Origin of the sequence: Phenylobacterium sp. RIFCSPHIGHO2_01_FULL_69_31, assembly GCF_001824475.1 — a bacterium.
GTDB lineage: Bacteria > Pseudomonadota > Alphaproteobacteria > Caulobacterales > Caulobacteraceae > Phenylobacterium.
This window is the reverse complement of the sequence record NZ_MHXN01000024.1, coordinates 1-20,370: the sequence shown is the minus strand read 5'-3', so window position 1 is coordinate 20,370 and position 20,370 is coordinate 1. Positions and strand designations below refer to the sequence as shown.

Below are 20,370 nucleotides of genomic sequence, written 5' to 3'. Positions count from 1 at the left end.
GCTCGGCCGTCGGGCGCATAGCGGATCAGGCAAGCGGCGCCCCAGCGCGCGTTCCACAGGAAGCCGTCCGCGTCCATGGCCGAGCCGTCCGGAACGCCCGGGCCGCCCTCGACGAACACCTCCTGGTCGTGCAGCGTCGGTCCTTCCGGATCGTAGCGGAAGCGCCAGATCAGCTTGCGGCGGCTGTCGGCGAAATAGAGCCGCTCGCCGTCGGGGCTCCAGGCCAGGGTGTTGGCGACGGCGATGTCGCCCAGAAGGCGACGGCTGCGGCCGTCTGGCCCAACGACAAAGAGGCCGCCGGTGAACCGGGTGACCGGACGTGGGGCGCCGTCGGGAGCGATGTTGTTGTGCATGGTCCCAAGCCAGAGGCGGCCCTGCGGGTCGCAGCGGCACTCGTTGGACCGGTTCTCCGGATCGGCGTCGGCGCGGCAGAACAGCCGCAGGGTTTCCTGCTCGGGATCGAACCGATAGATGCCGTCCTGCATCGCCAGCATCAGCGCGCCGGAGCGAGCCGGCACAGCGGCCGAGACGAGCAGCGGCGTCGCCCACTGCCGGGTCAGTCCTGTCTTCGACTCCAGCGCGTGAACCTGCCGGCCGACGATGTCGACCCACAGGAGCCGGCCTGCGCCCGCGTCCCAGAAGGGCCCCTCCCCGAGGATGCAGGACGGCGCCTGCTGGATGGCCGTGACCTGGACCGTCATCGGCAGGCCCGATGAAGGCTAGGAGGCGAGCCGGATCTGGTCGCGTTCAGGCGGGAAGTAAGGCAGCAGCTCGACCTCATCTGGCCGTACGCGCGAAGCGGTCAGGTGGGAGAGGAGCTCGGCCCCGCGTTGCAGCAGCTGCGCGCGATCGGTGCTCTCCGGCAGGATGATGCCGGAGACGTCCTGCGAGCCCCGAAGCTTGGCGACCACAAAGCGGCGGTTCATGCCCGGAAAATGCGCTGGCCGCAAAACTGTTGCAGAGCGCCATAGCGGCGCTTCAAGCTGTGGCGCCGACGCCATCCTCGAGCGCGCGGCGCACCCGCTGGGCGAGCTCCGCCTCCGAGAACGGCTTGGTGAGAACCTGTTCGGCGGCCAGGTGCTGGATCGCGCTGTGGTCGGCGAAACCTGTGGCCATGAGGATCGGCAGCTGGGGCCGCTTGGCGGCGGCGAGCTTGGCGAGCTCGACGCCGTTCATGCCCGGCATGGCGAAATCGACGATCAGAAGGTCGAGCTTGCGGCGGCTGTCGAGGATCTCGAGCGCCGCGCCGCCGCTGCCGGCCTGGACGACGCGGTAGCCGAGCTGCTCCAGCATGTGCGCCGTGGTCTCGCGGACGAGCTCGTCGTCGTCGACGATCATCACCGTCCCGCCCTTGCCGGTGGCCCTGAGCCCGTCGGCCAGGAGGGACGCCGAGGCGTCCTGCTGGAGGCCCTTGGCGCGGGGCAGGAACACCTTCACCGTCGTGCCCTTGCCCGGCTCGGTCTCGATGGAGACGCCGCCGCCCGACTGCTTGGCGAAGCCGAGCACCTGGCTGAGCCCCAGGCCGGACCCCTTGCCGACCCCCTTGGTGGTGAAGAAGGGTTCGAACACGCGTTCCAACACCTCCGGCGGCATGCCGGACCCGGTGTCGCTGACGGCCACCATCACATAGTCGCCGGGCTCGGGCTCTTCGGGCCGCGCGCGCGCGCCGCTGATGGTGACGTTGCGGGTCAGCACGGTCAGGCGCCCCCCCACGTCCATGGCGTCGCGGGCATTGATCGCCAGGTTGAGGACGATCATCTCGATCTGGGTGGGGTCGACCAGAGCCGGCCAGAGCGCTGTCCCGAGCTTCAACTCCAGCGCCATGCTGCCGCCGATCGCGCCCTGCAGCAGGCCTTGCATGCCCTCCAGCGCCTCGTTCAGGTTCACCGCCTGGGGCGCGAGCTTCTGCCGGCGCGAGAAGGCGAGCAGTTGCTTGGTGAGCGTGGCGCCGCGCTGGGCGGCCTGGCGCATCATCTGGATACGCGACTGGACCCTGGCGGGGTCGCCGCCCTTCTCGACCATGCTGAGCCCGCCGACGATGACCTGCAGCAGGTTGTTGAAGTCGTGAGCGATGCCGGCGGTGAGCTGGCCGACCGCCTCCAGCCGCTGCATCTTCAGCAGCGTCGCTTCCATCTTCTCGCGCTCGGCGATCTCCGCCAGGAGCTGGCGGTTCGCCGCAGCGAGCTCGGCGGTTCGTTCCTCGACGCGCCGCTCCAGCTGCTCAGCCGAGAGCTTCACGTCGGTCACGTCAGTCGCCGAGGCCACGTGGCCGATGTAGGTCCCGTCGCTTCCGCGCGGCGCCGCCTCGCAGTGCAGCCAGCGGAGCTGTCCGTCGCGGTCGAGAACCCGGTATTCGAAGCTGGCGCTCTCCCGGGCAACGCAGGCCTCGCGCCAGGCGGCCTGCACCGCCTCTCGGTCGTCATCGAAGACGACGCTCAGCCATCCCGCCCCCGTGAAGGTGTCGGCCGGCCGCCCGAAGACATCGGCATGCCGCCGGTTGGCGTAGATCACCTGGCCGTCGGCGTCGGACATCCAGATCAGGGCTGGCGCGCTGTCGGCGAGGTTGCGGAACCGGCCTTCCGTTTCGCGCAGGGCCTCGCTGGCCCGCAGGCGCTCGAGTAGATAGGCCTCAGCCTCGCGCTGGCGCAGCCGCGCTCGCAGCGCCGCGCTGGCCGCGCTCACCAGGCTGGTCGGGTGCAGCGGCCGCTCGAGGATGGTCACGTTGCCAAGGCGGTTGAAGCGGGCCTCGACCTGCGGGGTGACGCCGCTGTCGCGGTTTCGCAGCAGGATGATGGGGTAGTCCGACCAGGGCGGCTGGCTCTTCAGCCAGGCGAACAGCGGCTCCGGATCGGCCCGTTCGAAGGCCTCCTCAGCGACCAGCAAGCCCCCGGTGTCCGTGTAGCCGCCCGGAGGATCGAAGCTGTCGATGACGCGCGCCGGCAGGCCGCCTTTGCGGAGCAGCTCGACTCCGACCCGGCCGTCGCGGCCGATCGGGCAGAAGACCAGCAGCGGATCCTGGACCGGATCAGGCCTCATCCGCTTTCGGCTCCAGGAGGGTCGAGGTCGGGCCCGAGAACGCCGGGACGCCCGTCAGCACGCCGTGGAACTGCTCCAGGGCGGGTCCGACGCGCAAACCCTCCGAACCGATGCGGAACTCGCGAATGGTCTCCTCGTGTGGTCCCGTACGCTTCTTCATCACCGACAAGGCCCGTCTGATCCGGCCGCCGGCCTCGAAGAAGCGCAGCAGCAGCACCGTGTCGCTGATGTAGGTAAGGTCGACGGGGCTTTGCATAGGCCCGACGAGGCCGTGTTGGGCCAGCACCAGCAGGGTGACCACGCCCTTCTGGCCGAGGTAGCTCAGAAGCTCGTGCATATGGAGGATGAGATAGCTCTCCTCCGGCATGGCGTTCTGGTAGCCGGTGAGCGAGTCCAGGACGACCATCTGCGCGCCGGCCTCGACGTGCTGGCGGATCATCCCCATCATCTCGCCCGGCGACAGCTCGGCGGGATCGATATGCTCCAGCGCCAGGCGGCCCTCGGCGACGGCGGCCTCGAGGTCGATGGAGAGGCCCTGGGCGCGGGCGAGCAGAACGCGGCGCGTCTCGTCGAAGGAGACCACAAGGACCCGCTCTCCGCGCTCAAGCGCGGCCGCCACGACGTGCAGGGTGAGAGAGGACTTGCCGGTGCCGGACGGGCCCATGATCAGGGTGCTGGTGCCGCGCGACAGGCCGCCGCCGAGCAGCGCGTCCAGCTCCACGATCCCGGTCGTCACCGGCGGCGTCGCCGCGGCGTCCTTGTCGTGCTCGGCGGCGATGAGACGCGGAAACACCCGCAGGCCGCCCTTGCGGATGACGAAGTCGTGGAAGCCGCCCTTGTACTCCCGGCCGCGCAGCTTGGAGATCTGCAATCGCCGGCGGTCGCCGCCGAACTGCAGGGCCGTCTGATGCAGCCGCACGACGCCATGGACCATGCTGTGCAGGCTGGTCTCCTCGGCCTGCTGCGTCAGATCGTCGAGGAACAGCGTCGTGCAGTTCTGGAGCGACAGGAAGTTCTTCAGCGCCAGCACCTGGCGGCGGTAGCGCAACGAGCCCTGAGACAGGAGGCGGATCTCCGAGACGCTGTCGAAGATCACCCGGTTGGGCTTCACCCGCTCGACCTCCTTGCGCACCATCGCCACGGTCTCGCCCAGCTCCAGGTCCGAGGCGTAGACCAGCGTCTGTTCCTGCTCGGGATCGAGCGTCAGCTCCGGCGGAACCAGTTCGAAGATGTCGATCCCGTCCAGGCTCCAGCCATGGGTCCGCGCCGAGCGCATCAGCTCGCGCTTGGTCTCCGACAGGGTGACATAGAGGCCCCGCTCGCCGCGCTCGCGGCCGTCGAGCAAGAACTGCAGGCCCAAGGTCGTCTTGCCGGTGCCGGGGGCGCCTTCGACGAGGTGCACGCTCCCGCGGGAAAATCCCCCCGCCAGGATCTCGTCTAGTCCTGCGATCCCCGAGGGCACCGGGCGATCGTCTTCGAGCTCCTGCGAAACAGCATCCATCATTCCTGAACCCCTACGGGGTGCAGGCGTGGCCCCCGATACGATTTAGCGGCTGAACTTGCGTGCACTATAGACCACATGGGAATAGGCCGCGCCAGCCGGCGCGACCTCCCGAAATCCTGCTACCGCGTTGTTTCCGCCTGCGGAAGCGCCTCACCCAGCAGAGGTTGGATGGCCCCGAGAGGCACGTCCTCGCGGGTCCGCCGGATGTCGATCTCGTGCACGTGCACGTTGTCGGCGCCGACATCGCGCATGATCTTCAGCGCCTGGGTTTCCTCGTCCGGGGTGTCGACCCGCACGAACACCACCAGGCCGCCGCTCGTCAGGTCATCCTCCAGGCGCGCAGCGTCACGCGGGTTGACCACCTTGTCGCGGATGATGCGGGCCAGGGCGCCGGCCGCCGCGCCGCCGCCGATCGCGGCCGCCACAGCCGCCGCCAGCGCGCCGCCCGAGGCGACGATCGGCAGGGCCGCGCCGAAGCTGCCGACGGTCAGCAGGGTGCCGAAGACGAGCGGCGTGGCGACGAACACGTCGTCGCGGGTGACCAGCGCCCGGCGCGGCACGTCCGGCAGGTCCGCCACCTCGTCAGGGCGGCGATAGACCTTCTTCAGCTTGTGGAAGACCGCCGAGAAGGAGCCCATGAGGCTGATGTCGGTGCGGTCCACCCCGTGGGTGGTCAGCTGGTTCACCAGCTCCTCCAGCTCCTCGAGGCTGTCCACCACGCCGACCGCCTCGCGCACGTGGGTCGCAAGGATGGCGGGGTCCTTCACGCCGGGCTCGGCGAACGACCGCGGCTCCTCCGGCGCGCGAACGGTCGGGTCCGGCTCGGACGACGGCGCGGTCTGGGGTTCTGCGGGTCGCTCTTCGACGCGCAGCTGGTTCTGGAGGTCCTTCACTCCCTTCAGACGCCGAACGACGCGCGCCGCGGCGAGGCGCTGGGCCGGGCTGTCGACCGTTCCGTCCAGGGTCAGCACGCCGTCCTTCACGCGCACGAAAATCCGCTCGGCGACGCCGAGGTCCTCGGCTTCTAGCGCCTTCAGTGCGGCGCGGGCGATGTCCGGGTCGCTGCGGCGGTCGAGCAGCGGAAGGCGAACCTCGATCTCATTGGCGACGCCGCGCGCGCCGGCCTTGCGCACGGCGTGCTCGGCGATGCAGGCGTCGGAATAGCGCCTCACGAAGCCGCTCAGGGTGGCGACGGAATCCTTCACAGCAACCGCGAGATCGCACGCGTCGTCGCCGAGGGCCGCAGAGATCTCCGCCTCGGCCCGCTGTTTCAACTCCACATCCGAGATCATGGCCTTTCCTCGCTTCCGATTTCAGGTCTCATGGCGGCGATTTAGGGCGGGCGCCGACGAGGGGAAGACGTGCGAAACCGAACCTGCGCCTTGGTCGTTTGCTGGGCCGACGCGGCGGCGCAGGCGCGCGTCGCCTCAACCTTGATCGACCACGAGACGGAGCATGTCGCCTCGGGCTTGGCGGATATTGACCTTGGCGCTCGCCTTGCTGGCGGCCGCGCTGGGCGGCGCGCTGATCGCCACCCACTGGCCGTCGAACGGACGGGTCAATACGGCCGTGGCGCCGCTCGCCCGGGGCGGGGCGCCGGACAGCTTCTCGCCCGTCATCGAGCGGGTCGCGCCCGCCGTGGTGTCGATCTACGCCGAGGGTGCTCCCTCGCCGCCGATGCTGGTGCTGCCGGACCTGCCCTTCCTGAACCCTGAGCTCGTCCCCCCCACCCGGCGGATGTCCTCCGGATCGGGCTTCTTCATCACCGAGGACGGCTATGTGCTCACCAACCATCACGTGGTGGAGGGCGCCGAACGGATCGAAGTCGTCCTGCACAACGAGCGCCGCCTGCGGGCGCGGCTGATCGGCAGCGATCCCGCCACCGACCTGGCCGTCCTTAAGGTGTCGGGCGGACGCTTCAGCTATGTCGACCTGAAGCGGGCCGGCTCGCCGAAGGTGGGCGACTGGGTGATCGCCATCGGCAATCCCTTCGGCTTGGGCGCGACGGCCACCGCCGGCATCGTCTCGGCCTACGGACGGGACCTGGGCTCCTCCTTCGTGGACTATGTGCAGATCGACGCGCCCATAAACCGCGGCAACTCGGGCGGCCCGAGCTTCGACGCGCAAGGCCAGCTCGTGGGCGTCAACACCGCCATCCTCTCCCCGTCCGGCGGCAATGTCGGCATCGGCTTCGCCATCCCGGCCGACACCGCCCGCTCCATCGCCGAGCGGCTGATCGCGCGGCGACCGATCGAACGGGGCTACATGGGCGCGGCCCTGCAGGACATCAGCCCCGACGCGGCCGCCGCGCTGGGCCTGTCCGAACCCAAGGGCGCGCTGGTGGCGAGCGTCACGCCCGGCGGGCCCGCGGCGGTCGCCGGCCTCAAACCGGGCGACGCTATCCTCAAGGTCGACGGCCGCGACATGGAGGATGCCGAAGCCGTCACCCGCGCCGTCACCGGCAAGCGGCCGGGCGACCGCATCGCGCTCGAGCTGTTCCGCACCGGTCAGCGCCTGCGCCTGGAGCTCACCCTGGTCGCCCGGCCGCCGGAGGACATGCTGCAGCGCCTGGCCGAATAGCGCGCCTTGCGCGCCCCCTGCCCCGCTCTACATCGCCTCTTGAAGGATTGTTGTGTCGAGACGGGATGTTAGGCGTGTCGAGGGTCAACGGAGCTGAACAGCATGTCGCGGAGGTCGCCCGGCCGATGGCTGCAGCGGCCTTCGCCGACGCGCTCATCGACCCGGCCTCGTCCTTCACCCGACCGGCCGACGTGATCGCGCACCCGGGCCTGCGCGACGACCAGAAGCGTATCATCCTGCTCGCCTGGGCCAACGACGCCTTGGGCCTGGAGTGGGCCGACGCGCGCGACCTCACCGACTTCGAGGCCGTCTCGCACCTCGATGCGCTGATCGACGCCCTCGAGCAATTCGATCCGAACGCCGCCGCCGACTACCGCGCCGTGCGCAAGCAGGTGCGCAGCCCCTCGGCGCGGCGGGAGCGTAAGAAGAGATGATCTGGACCGCCGAATTCCTCGACAAGCCCCTCTGGCTCTGGGCGATCTTCGTGACCGTGGTCATCGGGCTGCTCGCCTTCGACCTCGGCGTGCTGCACCGCAAGAGCCGCGAGATCCCCCTCAAGGAGAGCCTTCTCCTCAGCGGCGCCTACATCCTGGTGGCCGTGGCCTTCGGCGTGTGGACCTGGGCGACGCTCGGGTCGGACGCCGGCGCGGCCTTCTTCAGCGGCTATCTGCTGGAGAAGAGCCTCTCCCTCGACAACGTCTTCGTCATCTCGGCCATCTTCGGCATGCTGCTGGTCCCGCGCGAGCTCCAGCACCGCGTGCTATTCTGGGGGATCCTGAGCGTCCTCGTCTTGAGAGCGCTGCTGATCGGGCTGGGCGCTGCGCTCGTGCACGAGTTCGCCTGGGTGCTGCCGGTGTTCGGGGCCTTCCTGCTCTATGCGGGCTGGCGCCTCAGCCGCCCGCACAGCGCGGCCGCCGACGCGCTCAACAATCCCCTCTATCGGTTCATGATCGGACGCCTGCCGGTGACGAAGGATTTGCACGGCAGCCGCTTCTTCGTCCGAACCGACACCGGCCGGCTGGCGGCCACGCCGCTCTTCCTGGCCCTGGTGCTGGTCGAGCTCAGCGATGTGATGTTCGCGATCGACAGCGTGCCGGCGATCTTCGCCATCACCACGGACCCCTACGTGGTCTACACCTCGAACATCTTCGCGGTGCTGGGCCTGCGGGCGCTCTATTTCGCCTTGGCCGACGTGATCAACCGGTTCGAGCACCTCAAGGCCGCCATGGGCCTGCTGCTGGCCCTGGCCGGCGCGAAGATCTTCTACAACGTCATCTTCGGGAAGATCGACCCGATGATCTCGCTAGCGGTCACCCTGAGCGTGCTGATCGGCGGGGTGTCCTACTCGCTCTGGCGCACCCGCAAGGCCGCCAAGCCGGACGCGGCGGCGCCGGCGTCGGAGCGGCTGGCCCAGTGATGCAAGAACCTGCGTCGGGGCGCTTCGAAGCCGATTGCGGGCGGCCCGCCCCGACCTAGATCAGCTCTGAGCGGCGAGAGCCGCGAGGCCCGACAAGGGCCATCCATACCCATGTGCTCACGGAGGATGTGGCTATGGCAAAGCTGAACCCATGGACCCGCGCCGGCTGGCGCCGCGTCCGCCTGACCCTGCGGCGACTCGGCCGCGAGCTTGGCCGATCGCTGGAGCGGATGGGCCAGACCGGCGGGTTCATGACCCCGTAACCGCACGCCGCGGCGGCGCCGACCAAGGGCCGCCGCGGCGGCAATCTTGGAGGACAAGCATGCTGACTCAAGAGACGCCCAAGACGAGTTCGCCGGCGGCTTCGGCGCCCGCGGCCGGCGCCAATCAGGTCGCGCTGGCGCTCGGCAAGCTGCTCGCCGACACGCACGCGCTCTACCTGAAAACCCACGGTTACCATTGGAACGTCCGCGGGCCGCAGTTCCCGGCGCTGCATCATCTGTTCGAGGAACAGTACAAGTCGCTCTGGGCCTCCCTCGACGAGATCGCCGAGCGGATCCGCGCGCTGGGGGCGCTCGCGCCCCAGGGCTACGCCTCGATGGCGAACCTGACCGGAGTGAAGGACGGCGATCCGCACTGGAGCGCTCAGGAGATGCTGCGCGACCTGCTGAGCGACCACGAGCAGGTGTGCGGCACGGTCAAGGCCGCGATCCAGGCGGCGGAGGCGGCGGGCGACGCCGCGACGGTCGACCTGCTGAACGATCGGCTGGCCGCGCACGAAAAGCACGCCTGGATGCTGCGCGCGACGCTCGCGCCCAACTGATCTGCAGCGTTGCGCGCCGGTGCGCGCGCCCTAAATCGCCTATTGCCGGGCGCCGCCATGGGCCCGGCAGACGGTCGCGGGGACCCTCCCCGCGGCCCTCTCGTCACCATGTTGCTTTTCGGAGGATGTGGTCATGAGAAACCTGTTCCGCGATGTCCGGCGCTGGCTGTCGGCCGAAGGCACAGACCTGCGTCGGCGGGAGGCCGAGGCCATCCACGCCCTGGAGACCGCGGCCTTCCCGAAGCTGGAGCGGACTGTCGATCGCGTCGGCATGATCGGCCTGCTTACGCTGGGCCTGCTCGCCGCCGCGGCGATGCTGATCGCTCCCAACTTCAAGTAGCCAAGGCAGCCGCGCGCCCGCCCGGGCCGCGGCTGTTCCCTTATCCTCACCCGCTGTTGCGCAGGCCTGAGGCGATCCCGTTCAGGGTCATCAGCAGGGCTTCCTTGAGCTTGGGGTCCTCCTCGCCCGCACGGCGGCGGCGGATCAGCTCGATCTGCAGGTGGTTGAGCGGATCGATGTACGGGAGCCGTCCCTTGATCGCCTCGGCGAGCTGGGGCTCGCGCTCCAGCAGCTGCGATTGGCCGGTGATCTGCAGCAGCCTGTCGACCGTGCGATCCCACTCCCCACGGATGCGCCCGAACACGTGGTCGCGAAGATCGGCGTCCGGCACGAGATCGGCGTAGCGCGCGCCGATCGCCAGGTCGGCCTTGGCCAGCACCATCTCCATGTTGCGCAAGGTGGCGAGGAAGAACGGCCATTCGGCCCACCAGGCTTTGAGCCGCGCCAGATCCGCCTGCGTCGTGGCCGCGCCGAACCCATACCAGCCGGGCAGCATCACGCGCGCCTGCGACCAGGAGAACACCCACGGTATCGCCCGCAGGCCCTCGATGGTCCGCGTGGCCTGGCGCGACACCGGGCGGCTGGCGATGTTGAGTTCGCCCAGTTCGGCGATCGGCGTGGCCGCAAAGAAGAAGTCGGCGAAGCCCTCGGTCTCGTAGACGAGCGCGCGGTACGCCTGGCGTGAGGCCTCGGCGATGGCGTTCATGGCCTCAGCGTCGGGGGCGGGCGTATCCCGAGCAGCGGGCTTCAAGGAGGCGCTGATCACGCCGCAGGCCAGGGCTTCCAAGCTGCGGCGCGCGAGCGCAGCGTCGCCATACTTGTTCGCGATCACCTCGCCCTGCTCGGTCAGCCGCATGCGGCCGCGCAGCACCCCCGGCGGCTGGGCGAGGATGGCCTCGAAGCTCGAGCCGCCGCCACGGCCAACCGCTCCGCCCCGGCCGTGGAAGAGCTGCAGGCGGACCCCCTTGGCGTCGGCCAGGGCGGACAGCGCGGCGGAGGTGCGGTGGAGCTGCCAACTGGACGTCAGGTAACTGCCGTCCTTGCTGGAGTCGGAATAGCCGATCATCACCTCCTGACGCGGGTCGGCGCGCAGCAGCGACGCCACGGCCGGGGTCTCCAGATAGGCGGCCAGCACCTCGGGCGCGGCCCGCAGGTCGGTGATGGTTTCGAAGAGCGGCTCCACACGCAGAGCCGCCGACGGTCCGCCCGGATCGAAGAGGCCGACCTCCTTCATCAGGACGTAGGGCTCCAGCAGGTCGGACACCGAACCGGCGTTGGAGACTATGTAGGCGCCAAGCGCCTCGGCGCCGAACCGGGCCCTCGCGTCGGCGGCGGCCTTGAAGACGGCGTGCTCGCGCAGGGTCTCTTCGGAATAGCGGCCGAGCGGGGAGAACAGCGGACGCCGATGCGACAGCTCCTCCAGGAGGAGTCGTTGGCGGCCGGGCTCGTCGAGGGCGAGGTAATCGCGGCAGGCCCCCGCCTCGGCCAGGAGCTCGGCCACCACCCGTTCGTGCACCGCGGCGTTCTGGCGAAGGTCGAGGCTGGCCAGGTGGAAGCCGAACACACGTACCGCGCGGATCAGGTTTGGCAGCGGCCCGTGGGCGAAGGCCTGGGCGTGCGTCTTCAGAAGCGACGTCTGCAAGATCTCCAGATCGGCGATCAGCTCGTCCGACGCGGCGTAGGCCCGGGCTGCGGCGGCCGCCGGCCGGGGCGGCGCGCGGCCGGTGAGCGCCTGGAAGGTGGCCGCGAGCCGGGCGTACACGGCGGTCAGCGCGCGGCGGTAGGGCTCTCCGGCGCTGGTGGGATGGACGTCCCCGAGGCTCTGGGCCAGGGCGGTCAGCTCCGGCGGCGGCGGGGCGAGGTCCTCAGACAGCGAAAGGCTGACGCCCAGCCGGCGGACCTCCTCGAGGTAGTGGCCGAGCACGGCCTCGGCCTGGCGGGCCAGCGCGCGCAGCAGCACCTCGCCGGTGACGTAGGGGTTGCCGTCGCGGTCGCCGCCGACCCAGCTGCCCAGGCGCAGGAAGCTCGCCAGCCCGACCCCGAGCCGCCGCTCCCAAGCCTCGTAGAGCTGAGGCACGGCTGAGAGCAGGCTCGTGCGCATCACCGCGACGGCGTTCTGAACCTCGTCCAGGGGCGACGGCCTGGCGCTTCGCAGCAGCCGCGTGCCCCAAAGCAGCGCGACTTCGCGCAGCAAGGCTTCCGACAGCGCGGCCTCCCCGGGTCCGCAGTCAGGACGCGCCAGCGCCTGCAGCGTCTCGCGCAGGACGCGGGCGTGTTCGAGGACGCTGCGGGGGCGCACCTCGCTCGGGTGGGCGGTGAAGACCGGAACGACAAGGCTCTCCTCGAGCAGGGCGCGCACCTGATCCTTGTCGATCCCGGCCTCGGAGAGGCGCGCCAGCACGTCGTCGAGGCGCACGGCGTCCTCGCCCAGGCTCGCGCGCCGCACCTGCATCGCGTCCTCGGCCGCGTTGGCCGCCTGGAGGAAGCAGGCGAAGCCGTGCACGACCTTGAAGGCGTCGTCGGCGCTCAGGCCGTCGAGCAGCGCCGGCAGCTCCCCGGCCGCGCCCTGGAAGTGGCGGGCCACGGCGAGCCGACGCACCGCCTCGATGCGCGCGAAGGCGGCCGGGTCCTCCTCGCGGATGATCTGCCCCAGCAGCGCCCCCACCTCCTGGGTGGCCGATCGAACGTCGCCCGGCGGGGTTGCGCTCATGGTCCGTAGGCTCCGACGGCTGCCGAGAACCTTCGCGGCAAGGCCGTGTTTGTTTCCCCGGAGGCTTTCAGGACGGACCGATGACGCTCTTCATGTTCGCCACGGGGATCGAGAATTCCTACCCCACCATCCACCAGGGCCGCACGCGGGTCGACGAGATGGACGCCTGCCGCCACTACGCGCGCTGGCAGGAGGACTTCGCCCTCGTCCAGGATCTCGGCGTCCACTTCCTGCGCTACGGCCCGCCGCTGCACCGGGTCTGGCTGGCGGACGGGCGCTACGACTGGGAATTCACCGATCAGGCGTTCGCCGAGCTGAGACGGCGCGACATCGTCCCGATCGCCGACCTCTGCCACTTCGGCGTGCCGGACTGGATCGGCAACTTCCAGAACCCCGACTTCCCCGCCCTCTTCGCCCGTTACGCCGGCGACTTCGCACGGCGCTTTCCCTGGGTGCAGCTCTACACCCCGATCAACGAGATGTTCATCTGCGCCACCTTCTCGGCCAGGTACGGCTGGTGGAACGAGCAGATGACGACCGACCGCGGCTTCGTCACCGCCCTCAAGCACATCGCCCGGGCCAATGTGTTGGCCATGCAGGCGATCCTGGACGTGCGTCCCGACGCGCTCTTCGTACAGAGCGAGTCCTCCGAATACTTCCATGCCGACAGTCCCGCGGCCATCGGCCCGGCGGAGTTCATGAACGCCGTGCGCTTCCTGGCGCTCGACCTGAACTACGGGATCCGGGTCAATTCCGAGATGTACCGCTACCTGATGGACAACGGGATGACGGCGGCGGAGTACGACTTCTTCATGCACGCGCGGCTGAAGTCGCACTGCATCCTCGGCAATGACTACTACGTCACCAACGAGCACCGGATCTGGCCGGACGGCCACACCCGCGCCGCCGGGGAGGTGTTCGGCTACGACGAGATCACGCGGCAGTACTACGCCCGCTATCACCTGCCGGTGATGCACACCGAGACCAACTACCTTCAGGGCGAACGGGGCGACGAGGCGGTCCTGTGGCTCTGGAAGGAGTGGGCCAACGTCCTGCGCATCCGCAACGACGGCGTGCCGATCGTCGGCTTCACCTGGTATTCGCTGACCGATCAGGTCGATTGGGACACGGCGCTTCGCGAAAAGAACGGGCGGGTGAACGCGCTTGGGCTCTATGACCTCGACCGGCGAATCCGGCCCGTAGGCCAGGCCTACAAGGAGCTGATCGCCGCCTGGCGCGACGTCCTTCCCACCCAGAGCATCTGCCTGCAGGTCCCGGTCATCCTGCCCAGCGAGTTCGAGGAGGGCTTCGTGCAGCGCCGGATGGCCGAAGCGCGCGAGCGCCGGCTCGCGCGGGGTTCGGCCGGGACGCTTCCTGGCGCGGGTCGAAGCGACTGAAAGGAAGCTCCTGGTCACGGCGGCGGCCCGACGGCCTCAGAGCATCGGCCGGCCGCCGGTGACGGCCACCGTTGCGCCCGAGACGTAGCTCGCCTCGTCCGAGGCCAGGAGCACATAGACCGGTGCGACTTCCTTGGGCTGGCCCGGCCGCTTCATCGGGGTGTTGGCCCCGAACTGCCTCACCTTCTCGGGCGGCATGGTGGCCGGGATCAGCGGGGTCCAGATCGGACCCGGCGCGACGCAGTTCACCCGCACCCCCTTCTCGGCGAGCATCTGCGCCAGACCTGCGGTGAAGTTCTGGATGGCGCCCTTGGTGGTCGCATAGGGCAGCAGGGAGGGATTGGGATCGTCCGCGTTGATGGAGGTGGTGTTGATGATCGCCGACCCCGGCTTCAGGTGCGGCAGGGCCGCCTTGGCCAGGTGGAACATGGCGTGGATGTTGACCTGGAAGGTCCGCGCCCAGGCCTCCTCGCTGATCTCGTCGAGGCTCTTGTAGGTCGCCTGCTCGGCGGCGTTGTCGACCAGCACGTCGAGCCGACCGAATTCGCTGACGGTCTTCTCCACCAAGGCGCGGCAATGCGCCGGGTCGGCAAGGTCGCCGGGCAGCAAGAGGCAGCGACGTCCCGCCGTCTCCACCCAGCGCCGGGTCTCCTCGGCGTCGTCGTGCTCGTTGAGATAGCCGATCGCGACGTCTGCGCCCTCCCGCGCGAACGCGATGGCCACGGCCCGCCCAATGCCGCTGTCCCCGCCGGTGATCAGGGCTGCCTTGCCTGCCAGGCGGCCCGATCCCTTGTAGGACTGCTCGCCGTGGTCGGGCTTGGGCTCCATCTGTGACGTCGTCCCCGGCGGGGTTTGGCTCTGGTCGGGGAACGGCGGCTGGGGCTCGGTCATCTTGGCCTCCGAGTGGAACGGACCAGCGCAAAACGTAGGGCTGGGCGACGGGGTTTCGCGGAACTCCACTTGGCCTGCACTGTCTAGACGGTGCACTGTGGTGCACCATCGGAGCCCGCCGCAAGCAACGTCACCGCACGAGTACTTCCTTTTGCGGAACTTTGCCGCTTCGCCGACGTTTCGCGCGCGAGGGGCCGGCCGGGCTGACATGGCGCAGCTGGCGCGCCGCCCTTTCGGCTGAACTTTAAGAGGATGAAGGGGCTGGGCCCCTGGGCCCGGCGGAGGAACGGAGGCTGGAATGACGTTTCGACCCCTCGGGGACCGGATCCTCGTCCGGCGCGTCGAAGAAGACGCCAAAACGCCGGGCGGGATCATCATCCCCGACACCGCAAAGGAAAAACCGCAGCAGGGCGAGGTGCTCGCCGTCGGCCCCGGCGCCCGGGACAAGGACGGCCGGCGTCTCGAACCCGAACTGAAGGCCGGGCAGAAGGTGCTGTTCGGCAAGTGGTCCGGCTCGGAGGTCCGCATCGACGGCGAAGACCTCCTGATCATGAAGGAAAGCGACGTCCTGGGCGTCCTGGACGCCGCCTGACGCAGGAGTGCTGAACATGGCAGCGAAAGAGATCCACTTCTCCACCGACGCCCGCGACCGCATGCTGCGCGGCGTCAACATCCTGGCGAACGCCGTGCGGGTGACCCTGGGCCCCAAGGGCCGCAACGTGGTCATCGAGAAGTCCTTCGGCGCGCCGCGCACCACCAAGGACGGCGTCAGCGTCGCCAAGGAGATCGAGCTGGAGGACAAGTTCGAGAACCTCGGCGCCCAGCTGCTGCGCGAGGTCGCCTCCAAGACCAACGACCAGGCCGGCGACGGCACGACTACGGCCACCGTCCTCGCGCAGGCCATCGTCCAGGAAGGCCTGAAGTCGGTGGCGGCCGGCATGAACCCGATGGACCTGAAGCGCGGCGTCGACAAGGCCGTCGCCGCCGTCGTGGAGGAGATCCGTTCCACCTCCAAGAAGGTGTCCTCCAACGAGGAGATCGCCCAGATCGGCACCATCTCGGCCAACGGCGAGCGCGAGATCGGCGCCATGATCGCCCAGGCCATGGAGCGGGTGGGCAACGAGGGGGTGATCACGGTCGAGGAAGCCAAGGGCCTCGAGATGGAGCTCGAGGTGGTCGAGGGCATGCAGTTCGATCGGGGCTATGTCTCCCCCTACTTCGTCACCAATCCCGACCGGATGGAGACCGTGCTCGAAGACGCCCTGGTGCTGATCTTCGAGAAGAAGCTGACGACCCTGCAGCCGCTCATCCCGCTGCTCGAGCAGGTGGTGCAATCCGGCAAACCGCTCCTGGTCATCGCCGAGGACATCGAAGGCGAAGTGCTGGCCACCCTCGTGGTCAACAAGCTGCGTGGCGGCCTGCGCGTCGCCGCCGTGAAGGCGCCCGGCTTCGGCGATCGTCGCAAGGCGATGCTGGAGGACATCGCGATCCTGACCGGCGGCCAGTTCATCAGCGAGGACCTCGGCGTCAAGCTGGAGAACGTGACCATCGACCAGCTCGGCCGCGCCAAGAAGGTCATCATCACCAAGGACGACACCACCATCGTCGAAGGCGCCGGCGACAAGGCCGACATCCAGGGCCGTATCGGCCAGATCCGGCGTCAGATCGAGGAGACGACTTCCGACTACGACCGCGAGAAGCTGCAGGAACGGCTGGCCAAGCTCGCCGGCGGCGTCGCCGTGGTGCGGGTCGGCGGCTCGACCGAGGTGGAGGTCAAGGAGAAGAAGGACCGCGTCGACGACGCCATGCACGCCACGCGAGCGGCTGTCGAGGAAGGGATCGTCCCGGGCGGCGGGGTAGCGCTCCTGCGCGCCAGCAAGGTGCTGGAGGGCCTGAACGGCGCCAACGACGACCAGAACGCCGGCATCGCCATCGTGCGGCGTGCGCTGCAGGCGCCGATCCGCCAGATCGCGGAAAACGCCGGCGTCGAGGGCTCCATCGTCGTCGGCAAGATTCTGGAGAACGCCTCGCCGACCTTCGGCTTCAACGCCCAGACAGAGGAATATGTCGACCTGGTGCAGGCCGGCGTGATCGATCCCGCCAAGGTCGTGCGCACCGCCCTTCAGGACGCCGCCTCCGTGGCCGGACTGCTGATCACGACCGAGGCTGCGGTGGCCGAGGCGCCGAAGAAGCCCGAGGCCGGCGCGAACGCCGCCATGGCGGCTTAAGCAAACCCACTAGCACGACGCCGGCCGCCCCTCTCAGCGGCCGGCGTTCTTTCTCTGACACTATATATACGTGTCGCTGCGAGCGCCTTCTGCGCGGGGCGCTCAGGGCGAACGCGCCACCGCCTCCAGGCCTTGTTCCGGCTGAGGCGGCAGCAGGATGCCGGCCTCGCTGAGATCGGCCAGCATGGTGCGGGCGATCTCGCTCTCCCCCATCACCACCCGGTCCGCGCCGCTCGCCAGGAGACGGTCGGTCTGCTCCTCCGAATGGGCCCTGGCCACGATGCGAAGCTGAGGATTAAGGGCGCGGGCGCGGGTGACGATCTCGCCGCTCTCGAACCCGTCGGGGATCGCCAGGACGAGGCAGACGGCGGTCTTGGCGCCGGCCGCCAGCAGCACCTCCTCACGCGTCGCGTTCCCGAGGATCGCAATCTCAGCGTTGCGCCGTAGGGCTTCGACCCGCTCGATGTCGGTCTCGATGACCGCCGCCTTCACGCCGTCCCGGTCGAGGGCCTCCTTGATCCGCCGGCCGACGCGGCCGTAGCCCACCACGATCACATGGTCGGCCAGTTCGCTCTGGTGAGGCGCGGCGATATCGATCTTGAGCGGCTCGTCGCCCAGGTCCCGGATCGGGGTGCGCCCGAGCCGCCTCGCCCGCATTTCCGTAGCCAGCGAGAAGACCGCGGGATTGAGCAGGATCGAGCCGATGGCGCCTGCCAGAACCAGGTCGCGCGCCTCCTCGGGCAGCAGGCCGAGGTTCTGGGACATGGAGGTGAGGATGAAGGAGAACTCGCCGATCTGGGCGAGGCTCGCGGCGATGAGCACCGCCGTGTCCTGCGGGTGGCGGAAGGCGCGCACGATCAGGAAGGCGGCGACCGACTTGCCCACGACGATGGTGAGCACCGTCGCCAGCACCGCAAGCGGCCGCTCGAGCAGGGTCCGGGGGTCGAACAGCATGCCGACCGAGACGAAGAACAGCACCGCAAAGGCGTCGCGGAGCGGAAGGATGTTGTCGCCCGCCTTGTGGCTGAGTTCCGACTCCTTGAGGATCATGCCGGCGGCGAAGGCCCCCAGGGCGAAGGAGACGTCGAACAGCTTGGCGGCGCCATAGGCGACGCCCACCGCCATGCTGAGGACGGTCAGGGTGAAGAGTTCACGCGACCCGAAGCTGGCGACCTTGGCCAGCGACCAGGGGATCACCCGGCGGCCGACGAGGATCATCAGGGCGACGAAGGCGGCCAGCTTGCCGAAGGTCGCGGCGAGCGACAGGCCCACGCCGCCATGCTCGGCGAACATGTCGGGGCGTCCGCCCGGCAAGGCCCCGGCGATCACCGGAAGGAACACCAGGGCGGCCACCATGACCAGGTCCTCGATGACCAGCCAGCCGACCGCGATGTGGCCGCTTCGGGTGTCCAGGAGCTGGCGCTCCTCGAGCGCGCGGACGAGGACGACCGTGCTCGCCACGGAAAGGGCGAGGCCGAAGGTGAGGCCGCTGGCGAGCGGCCAGCCCATCCCCAACGCCAGTCCTGCGCCGAGCAGGGTCGCGACCACGATCTGAGCGATCGCGCCCGGCAGCGCGATGCTCTGGACCTTGACGAGGTCGCGGTAGGAGAAGTGCAGCCCCACCCCGAACATCAGCAGGATGACGCCGATCTCGGCCAGTTCGGAGGCCAGCTCCGGATTGGCCGTGAAGCCGGGGGTGGACGGGCCCAGCGCGACGCCGGCCAGCAGATAGCCCAGGATCGGCGGCAGGCGCAGCCGGCCGGCGATGAGTCCCAACACCGACGCCCCGACGAAAGCCAGGGTAAGGGTGGCGATCAGGGGCGTCTCGTGCAGCATGCGGACCCGTCCTCGGCTGGGCGCGCCGGCGGTCGGATCTGGTGTCCGCCGCCGGCGACGCCGTGTCGCCTCAGCTCGTCAGCCGCAGCGGCACGAACAGGCTCCGCCCCTCACGCCACACGCGCACCAGCACCGAAGGCCGGCCTTGGCGCCGCGCCGCATCGATCGCCTCGCGGACATCGGCCGGCGCTGCGACGCTGCGCTCGCCCACACGGTCGATCACGTCGCCGGCGCGGAGCCCCTTCTCAGCGGCGTCCGAGCCTGGCGAGACCGCGTCGATGACGACGCCGCGCGCCGTCGCCGGCAGCCGGTATTGCGTGCGGGCCGCCTGGTCGAGCGGGCGCAGGGTCAGGCCGAGGCTCGCCGCGTCCGCCGGATTGACCACGCCGGGCGCATCATCGGCGGGCCGGCGCCCGGCCCGCAGCTCCAGGGTCTGGCGACGGCCTTCGCGCCAGATCTCCAGCCGCAGCCGGTCGCCCTCGCGGGCGGCGCCGACGCGCCGGGTCAGGTCGGACGACGAGGTCAGCTCCTGGCCGTTCAGGCTGAGGATCGCATCGCCCGCGCGCAGGCCGGCCAGGTCGCCGGGCCCGCCCGGGGTCACCTCGGCCACCAGGGCGCCCTTGCGGCCTGGAATGCCGAGGCTCTCGGCGATCTCCGGCGTGAGGTTCTGCACCATGGCGCCGATGTAGCCGCGGACGATCGAACCGCCGGAGATGAGCTGCTTGGTGATGCGGTCGGCGATCTCGGCGGGAATGGCGAAGCCGATGCCGACCGAGCCGCCCGAGGGCGAGAAGATGGCCGTGTTGACGCCGATCACCCGGCCGTAGACGTCGAAGGTCGGACCGCCGGAGTTGCCCCGGTTGATGGGGGCGTCGATCTGCAGGTAGTCCACATAGGCCTCGCCGATGTCGCGGCCATAGGCCGAGACGATGCCCGAGGTGGCGGTGCCGCCGAGGCCGAAGGGATTGCCCATGGCGATCACCCAGTCGCCGACCCGCGGCCGCGCGTTGGTCTCGAAGGTCACATAGGGGAAGTTCGAGCCCTCGACCTTCAGCACCGCCAGGTCCGTCAGCGGATCGCGGCCGATGACGCGCGCCTCGAGCTCGCGCCCCTCGTTGGTGCGCACGCTCACCTTGGTCGCGTTCTCGACGACGTGGTTGTTGGTGACGATGTAGCCGGTCGGCGTGATGAAGAAGCCCGAGCCCGACACCCGCGCATTCGGCAGAGAGGGCGTCCCGTTGTTGCCGTCCGGCGTCCCGGGGAATCCGAAGAAGAACGGGAAGCCGGGGAACAGCTGCGGCAGGTTCGGACGGGCCGGGGCGCTGCGAGTCACGTCGATGGAGACCACGGCGGGCGCGACGCGCTGGACGATATCGGCAAAGCTCGACGGGACGCCGGCCGGCAGATTGCGCGCCGGCTGGGCCACGGCCGCCGGCGCGGTCAGCGGACCCACGCCGCCCGCGGCCAGCGCGGCGGCGAGGGCGACAGAACAAAGCAGGCGCGATTGGCGCTTAGGCATGTCTCTCCTCTCCTCGGACTAAGAAAAAGGAAACCGGCGGGAGCGCGGCCCCGCCGGTCTCCGGTTCAGGCCGCGCGGGGCGGTTCCCA

At 69.6% G+C, this 20,370-nt stretch carries 18 protein-coding genes; 9 read left to right on the top strand and 9 right to left on the bottom strand.

Going from position 1 to position 20,370, the window contains the following annotated elements; genetic code table 11:
* The 5 genes from A2790_RS13770 to A2790_RS13750 all read right to left on the bottom strand — a co-directional run.
* Window positions 1-701 (bottom strand): SMP-30/gluconolactonase/LRE family protein (locus tag A2790_RS13770; protein ID WP_293392664.1); only part of this gene is annotated, 701 nt, incomplete at its 3' end.
* A gap of 18 nt (window positions 702-719) precedes the next feature.
* On the bottom strand, window positions 720-926 hold the full coding sequence (locus A2790_RS13765; protein WP_293392661.1) for a hypothetical protein: 207 nt from the start codon (window positions 924-926) through the stop codon (window positions 720-722).
* Window positions 927-978: 52 nt separating this feature from the next.
* A complete protein-coding gene (locus A2790_RS13760; protein ID WP_293392658.1) occupies window positions 979-3,036 on the bottom strand; it encodes a PAS domain-containing sensor histidine kinase in 2,058 nt (685 codons plus the stop codon).
* Window positions 3,026-4,540 carry an ATPase domain-containing protein gene (locus A2790_RS13755; RefSeq protein ID WP_293392655.1) on the bottom strand — a complete coding sequence of 505 codons (1,515 nt, stop codon included), beginning with the start codon at window positions 4,538-4,540 and terminating at the stop codon, window positions 3,026-3,028. Before A2790_RS13755 ends, A2790_RS13760 begins: the two co-directional genes overlap by 11 nt.
* Window positions 4,541-4,659: 119 nt before the next feature.
* Complete coding sequence (locus A2790_RS13750) at window positions 4,660-5,832, bottom strand: BON domain-containing protein (RefSeq protein ID WP_293392652.1); 1,173 nt, start codon at window positions 5,830-5,832, stop codon at window positions 4,660-4,662.
* 193 nt (window positions 5,833-6,025) lie between these two features.
* On the opposite strand from A2790_RS13750, the gene A2790_RS13745 reads away from it, so the two are divergent.
* The 6 genes from A2790_RS13745 (at window position 6,026) to A2790_RS13720 (ending at window position 9,700) form a co-directional block, all read left to right on the top strand.
* Window positions 6,026-7,120 carry a trypsin-like peptidase domain-containing protein gene (locus A2790_RS13745; protein ID WP_293392649.1) on the top strand — a complete coding sequence of 365 codons (1,095 nt, stop codon included), beginning with the start codon at window positions 6,026-6,028 and terminating at the stop codon, window positions 7,118-7,120.
* Window positions 7,121-7,245: 125 nt separating this feature from the next.
* Window positions 7,246-7,554, top strand: a complete 309-nt coding sequence (locus tag A2790_RS13740) for a hypothetical protein (RefSeq protein ID WP_293392646.1) — start codon at window positions 7,246-7,248, stop codon at window positions 7,552-7,554.
* Entirely contained in the window at window positions 7,551-8,537 is a 987-nt protein-coding gene (locus tag A2790_RS13735; RefSeq protein WP_293392644.1) for a TerC/Alx family metal homeostasis membrane protein, read from the top strand. Before A2790_RS13740 ends, A2790_RS13735 begins: the two co-directional genes overlap by 4 nt.
* 134 nt (window positions 8,538-8,671) lie before the next feature.
* A complete protein-coding gene (locus A2790_RS13730; protein ID WP_293392641.1) occupies window positions 8,672-8,800 on the top strand; it encodes a hypothetical protein in 129 nt (42 codons plus the stop codon).
* A 59-nt stretch (window positions 8,801-8,859) separates the two neighbouring features.
* Complete coding sequence (locus A2790_RS13725) at window positions 8,860-9,360, top strand: DNA starvation/stationary phase protection protein (RefSeq protein ID WP_293392638.1); 501 nt, start codon at window positions 8,860-8,862, stop codon at window positions 9,358-9,360.
* A 133-nt stretch (window positions 9,361-9,493) separates the two neighbouring features.
* Window positions 9,494-9,700 (top strand): hypothetical protein, encoded by a 207-nt coding sequence (locus tag A2790_RS13720; RefSeq protein WP_293392635.1) that lies wholly within the window; start codon window positions 9,494-9,496, stop codon window positions 9,698-9,700.
* A gap of 46 nt (window positions 9,701-9,746) precedes the next feature.
* Here A2790_RS13720 and ppc read toward each other — a convergent pair whose 3' ends face one another.
* A complete protein-coding gene (gene ppc / locus A2790_RS13715) occupies window positions 9,747-12,410 on the bottom strand; it encodes a phosphoenolpyruvate carboxylase (RefSeq protein ID WP_293392632.1) in 2,664 nt (887 codons plus the stop codon).
* Window positions 12,411-12,490: 80 nt separating this feature from the next.
* Here ppc and A2790_RS13710 point away from each other — a divergent pair, with 80 nt between their 5' ends.
* On the top strand, window positions 12,491-13,807 hold the full coding sequence (locus A2790_RS13710; RefSeq protein WP_293392629.1) for a family 1 glycosylhydrolase: 1,317 nt from the start codon (window positions 12,491-12,493) through the stop codon (window positions 13,805-13,807).
* Window positions 13,808-13,843: 36 nt separating this feature from the next.
* Here A2790_RS13710 and A2790_RS13705 read toward each other — a convergent pair whose 3' ends face one another.
* The gene (locus A2790_RS13705) at window positions 13,844-14,698 is read right to left on the bottom strand and encodes an SDR family oxidoreductase (RefSeq protein WP_293392625.1); all 855 of its coding nucleotides are present in this window, start codon (window positions 14,696-14,698) and stop codon (window positions 13,844-13,846) included.
* Between the two features lie 298 nt (window positions 14,699-14,996).
* Here A2790_RS13705 and A2790_RS13700 point away from each other — a divergent pair, with 298 nt between their 5' ends.
* Both A2790_RS13700 and groL read left to right on the top strand, forming a co-directional pair.
* Window positions 14,997-15,290: a co-chaperone GroES gene (locus A2790_RS13700; protein ID WP_012520339.1), complete on the top strand. Its 294-nt coding sequence runs from the start codon at window positions 14,997-14,999 to the stop codon at window positions 15,288-15,290.
* Between the two features lie 16 nt (window positions 15,291-15,306).
* On the top strand, window positions 15,307-16,926 hold the full coding sequence (groL, locus tag A2790_RS13695; protein WP_293392618.1) for a chaperonin GroEL: 1,620 nt from the start codon (window positions 15,307-15,309) through the stop codon (window positions 16,924-16,926).
* A gap of 102 nt (window positions 16,927-17,028) precedes the next feature.
* On the opposite strand, the gene ybaL is transcribed toward groL, so the two are convergent.
* Both ybaL and A2790_RS13685 read right to left on the bottom strand, forming a co-directional pair.
* The gene (gene ybaL, locus A2790_RS13690) at window positions 17,029-18,762 is read right to left on the bottom strand and encodes a YbaL family putative K(+) efflux transporter (RefSeq protein WP_293392615.1); all 1,734 of its coding nucleotides are present in this window, start codon (window positions 18,760-18,762) and stop codon (window positions 17,029-17,031) included.
* A gap of 70 nt (window positions 18,763-18,832) precedes the next feature.
* The gene (locus tag A2790_RS13685) at window positions 18,833-20,281 is read right to left on the bottom strand and encodes a Do family serine endopeptidase (protein WP_293392612.1); all 1,449 of its coding nucleotides are present in this window, start codon (window positions 20,279-20,281) and stop codon (window positions 18,833-18,835) included.
* Between the last annotated feature and the right edge of the window lie 89 nt (window positions 20,282-20,370).

Coding starts and splice junctions, on each gene's coding strand:
- A2790_RS13760 (WP_293392658.1), bottom strand. CDS start 3,036: ATGAGGCCTGATCCGGTCCAGGATCCGCTGCTGGTCTTCTGCCCGATC.
- A2790_RS13725 (WP_293392638.1), top strand. CDS start 8,860: ATGCTGACTCAAGAGACGCCCAAGACGAGTTCGCCGGCGGCTTCGGCG.
- A2790_RS13735 (WP_293392644.1), top strand. CDS start 7,551: ATGATCTGGACCGCCGAATTCCTCGACAAGCCCCTCTGGCTCTGGGCG.
- A2790_RS13730 (WP_293392641.1), top strand. CDS start 8,672: ATGGCAAAGCTGAACCCATGGACCCGCGCCGGCTGGCGCCGCGTCCGC.
- A2790_RS13685 (WP_293392612.1), bottom strand. CDS start 20,281: ATGCCTAAGCGCCAATCGCGCCTGCTTTGTTCTGTCGCCCTCGCCGCC.
- A2790_RS13765 (WP_293392661.1), bottom strand. CDS start 926: ATGAACCGCCGCTTTGTGGTCGCCAAGCTTCGGGGCTCGCAGGACGTC.
- A2790_RS13750 (WP_293392652.1), bottom strand. CDS start 5,832: ATGATCTCGGATGTGGAGTTGAAACAGCGGGCCGAGGCGGAGATCTCT.
- A2790_RS13720 (WP_293392635.1), top strand. CDS start 9,494: ATGAGAAACCTGTTCCGCGATGTCCGGCGCTGGCTGTCGGCCGAAGGC.
- A2790_RS13705 (WP_293392625.1), bottom strand. CDS start 14,698: ATGACCGAGCCCCAGCCGCCGTTCCCCGACCAGAGCCAAACCCCGCCG.
- groL (WP_293392618.1), top strand. CDS start 15,307: ATGGCAGCGAAAGAGATCCACTTCTCCACCGACGCCCGCGACCGCATG.
- ybaL (WP_293392615.1), bottom strand. CDS start 18,762: ATGCTGCACGAGACGCCCCTGATCGCCACCCTTACCCTGGCTTTCGTC.
- A2790_RS13710 (WP_293392629.1), top strand. CDS start 12,491: ATGACGCTCTTCATGTTCGCCACGGGGATCGAGAATTCCTACCCCACC.
- ppc (WP_293392632.1), bottom strand. CDS start 12,410: ATGAGCGCAACCCCGCCGGGCGACGTTCGATCGGCCACCCAGGAGGTG.
- A2790_RS13740 (WP_293392646.1), top strand. CDS start 7,246: ATGGCTGCAGCGGCCTTCGCCGACGCGCTCATCGACCCGGCCTCGTCC.
- A2790_RS13700 (WP_012520339.1), top strand. CDS start 14,997: ATGACGTTTCGACCCCTCGGGGACCGGATCCTCGTCCGGCGCGTCGAA.
- A2790_RS13755 (WP_293392655.1), bottom strand. CDS start 4,540: ATGATGGATGCTGTTTCGCAGGAGCTCGAAGACGATCGCCCGGTGCCC.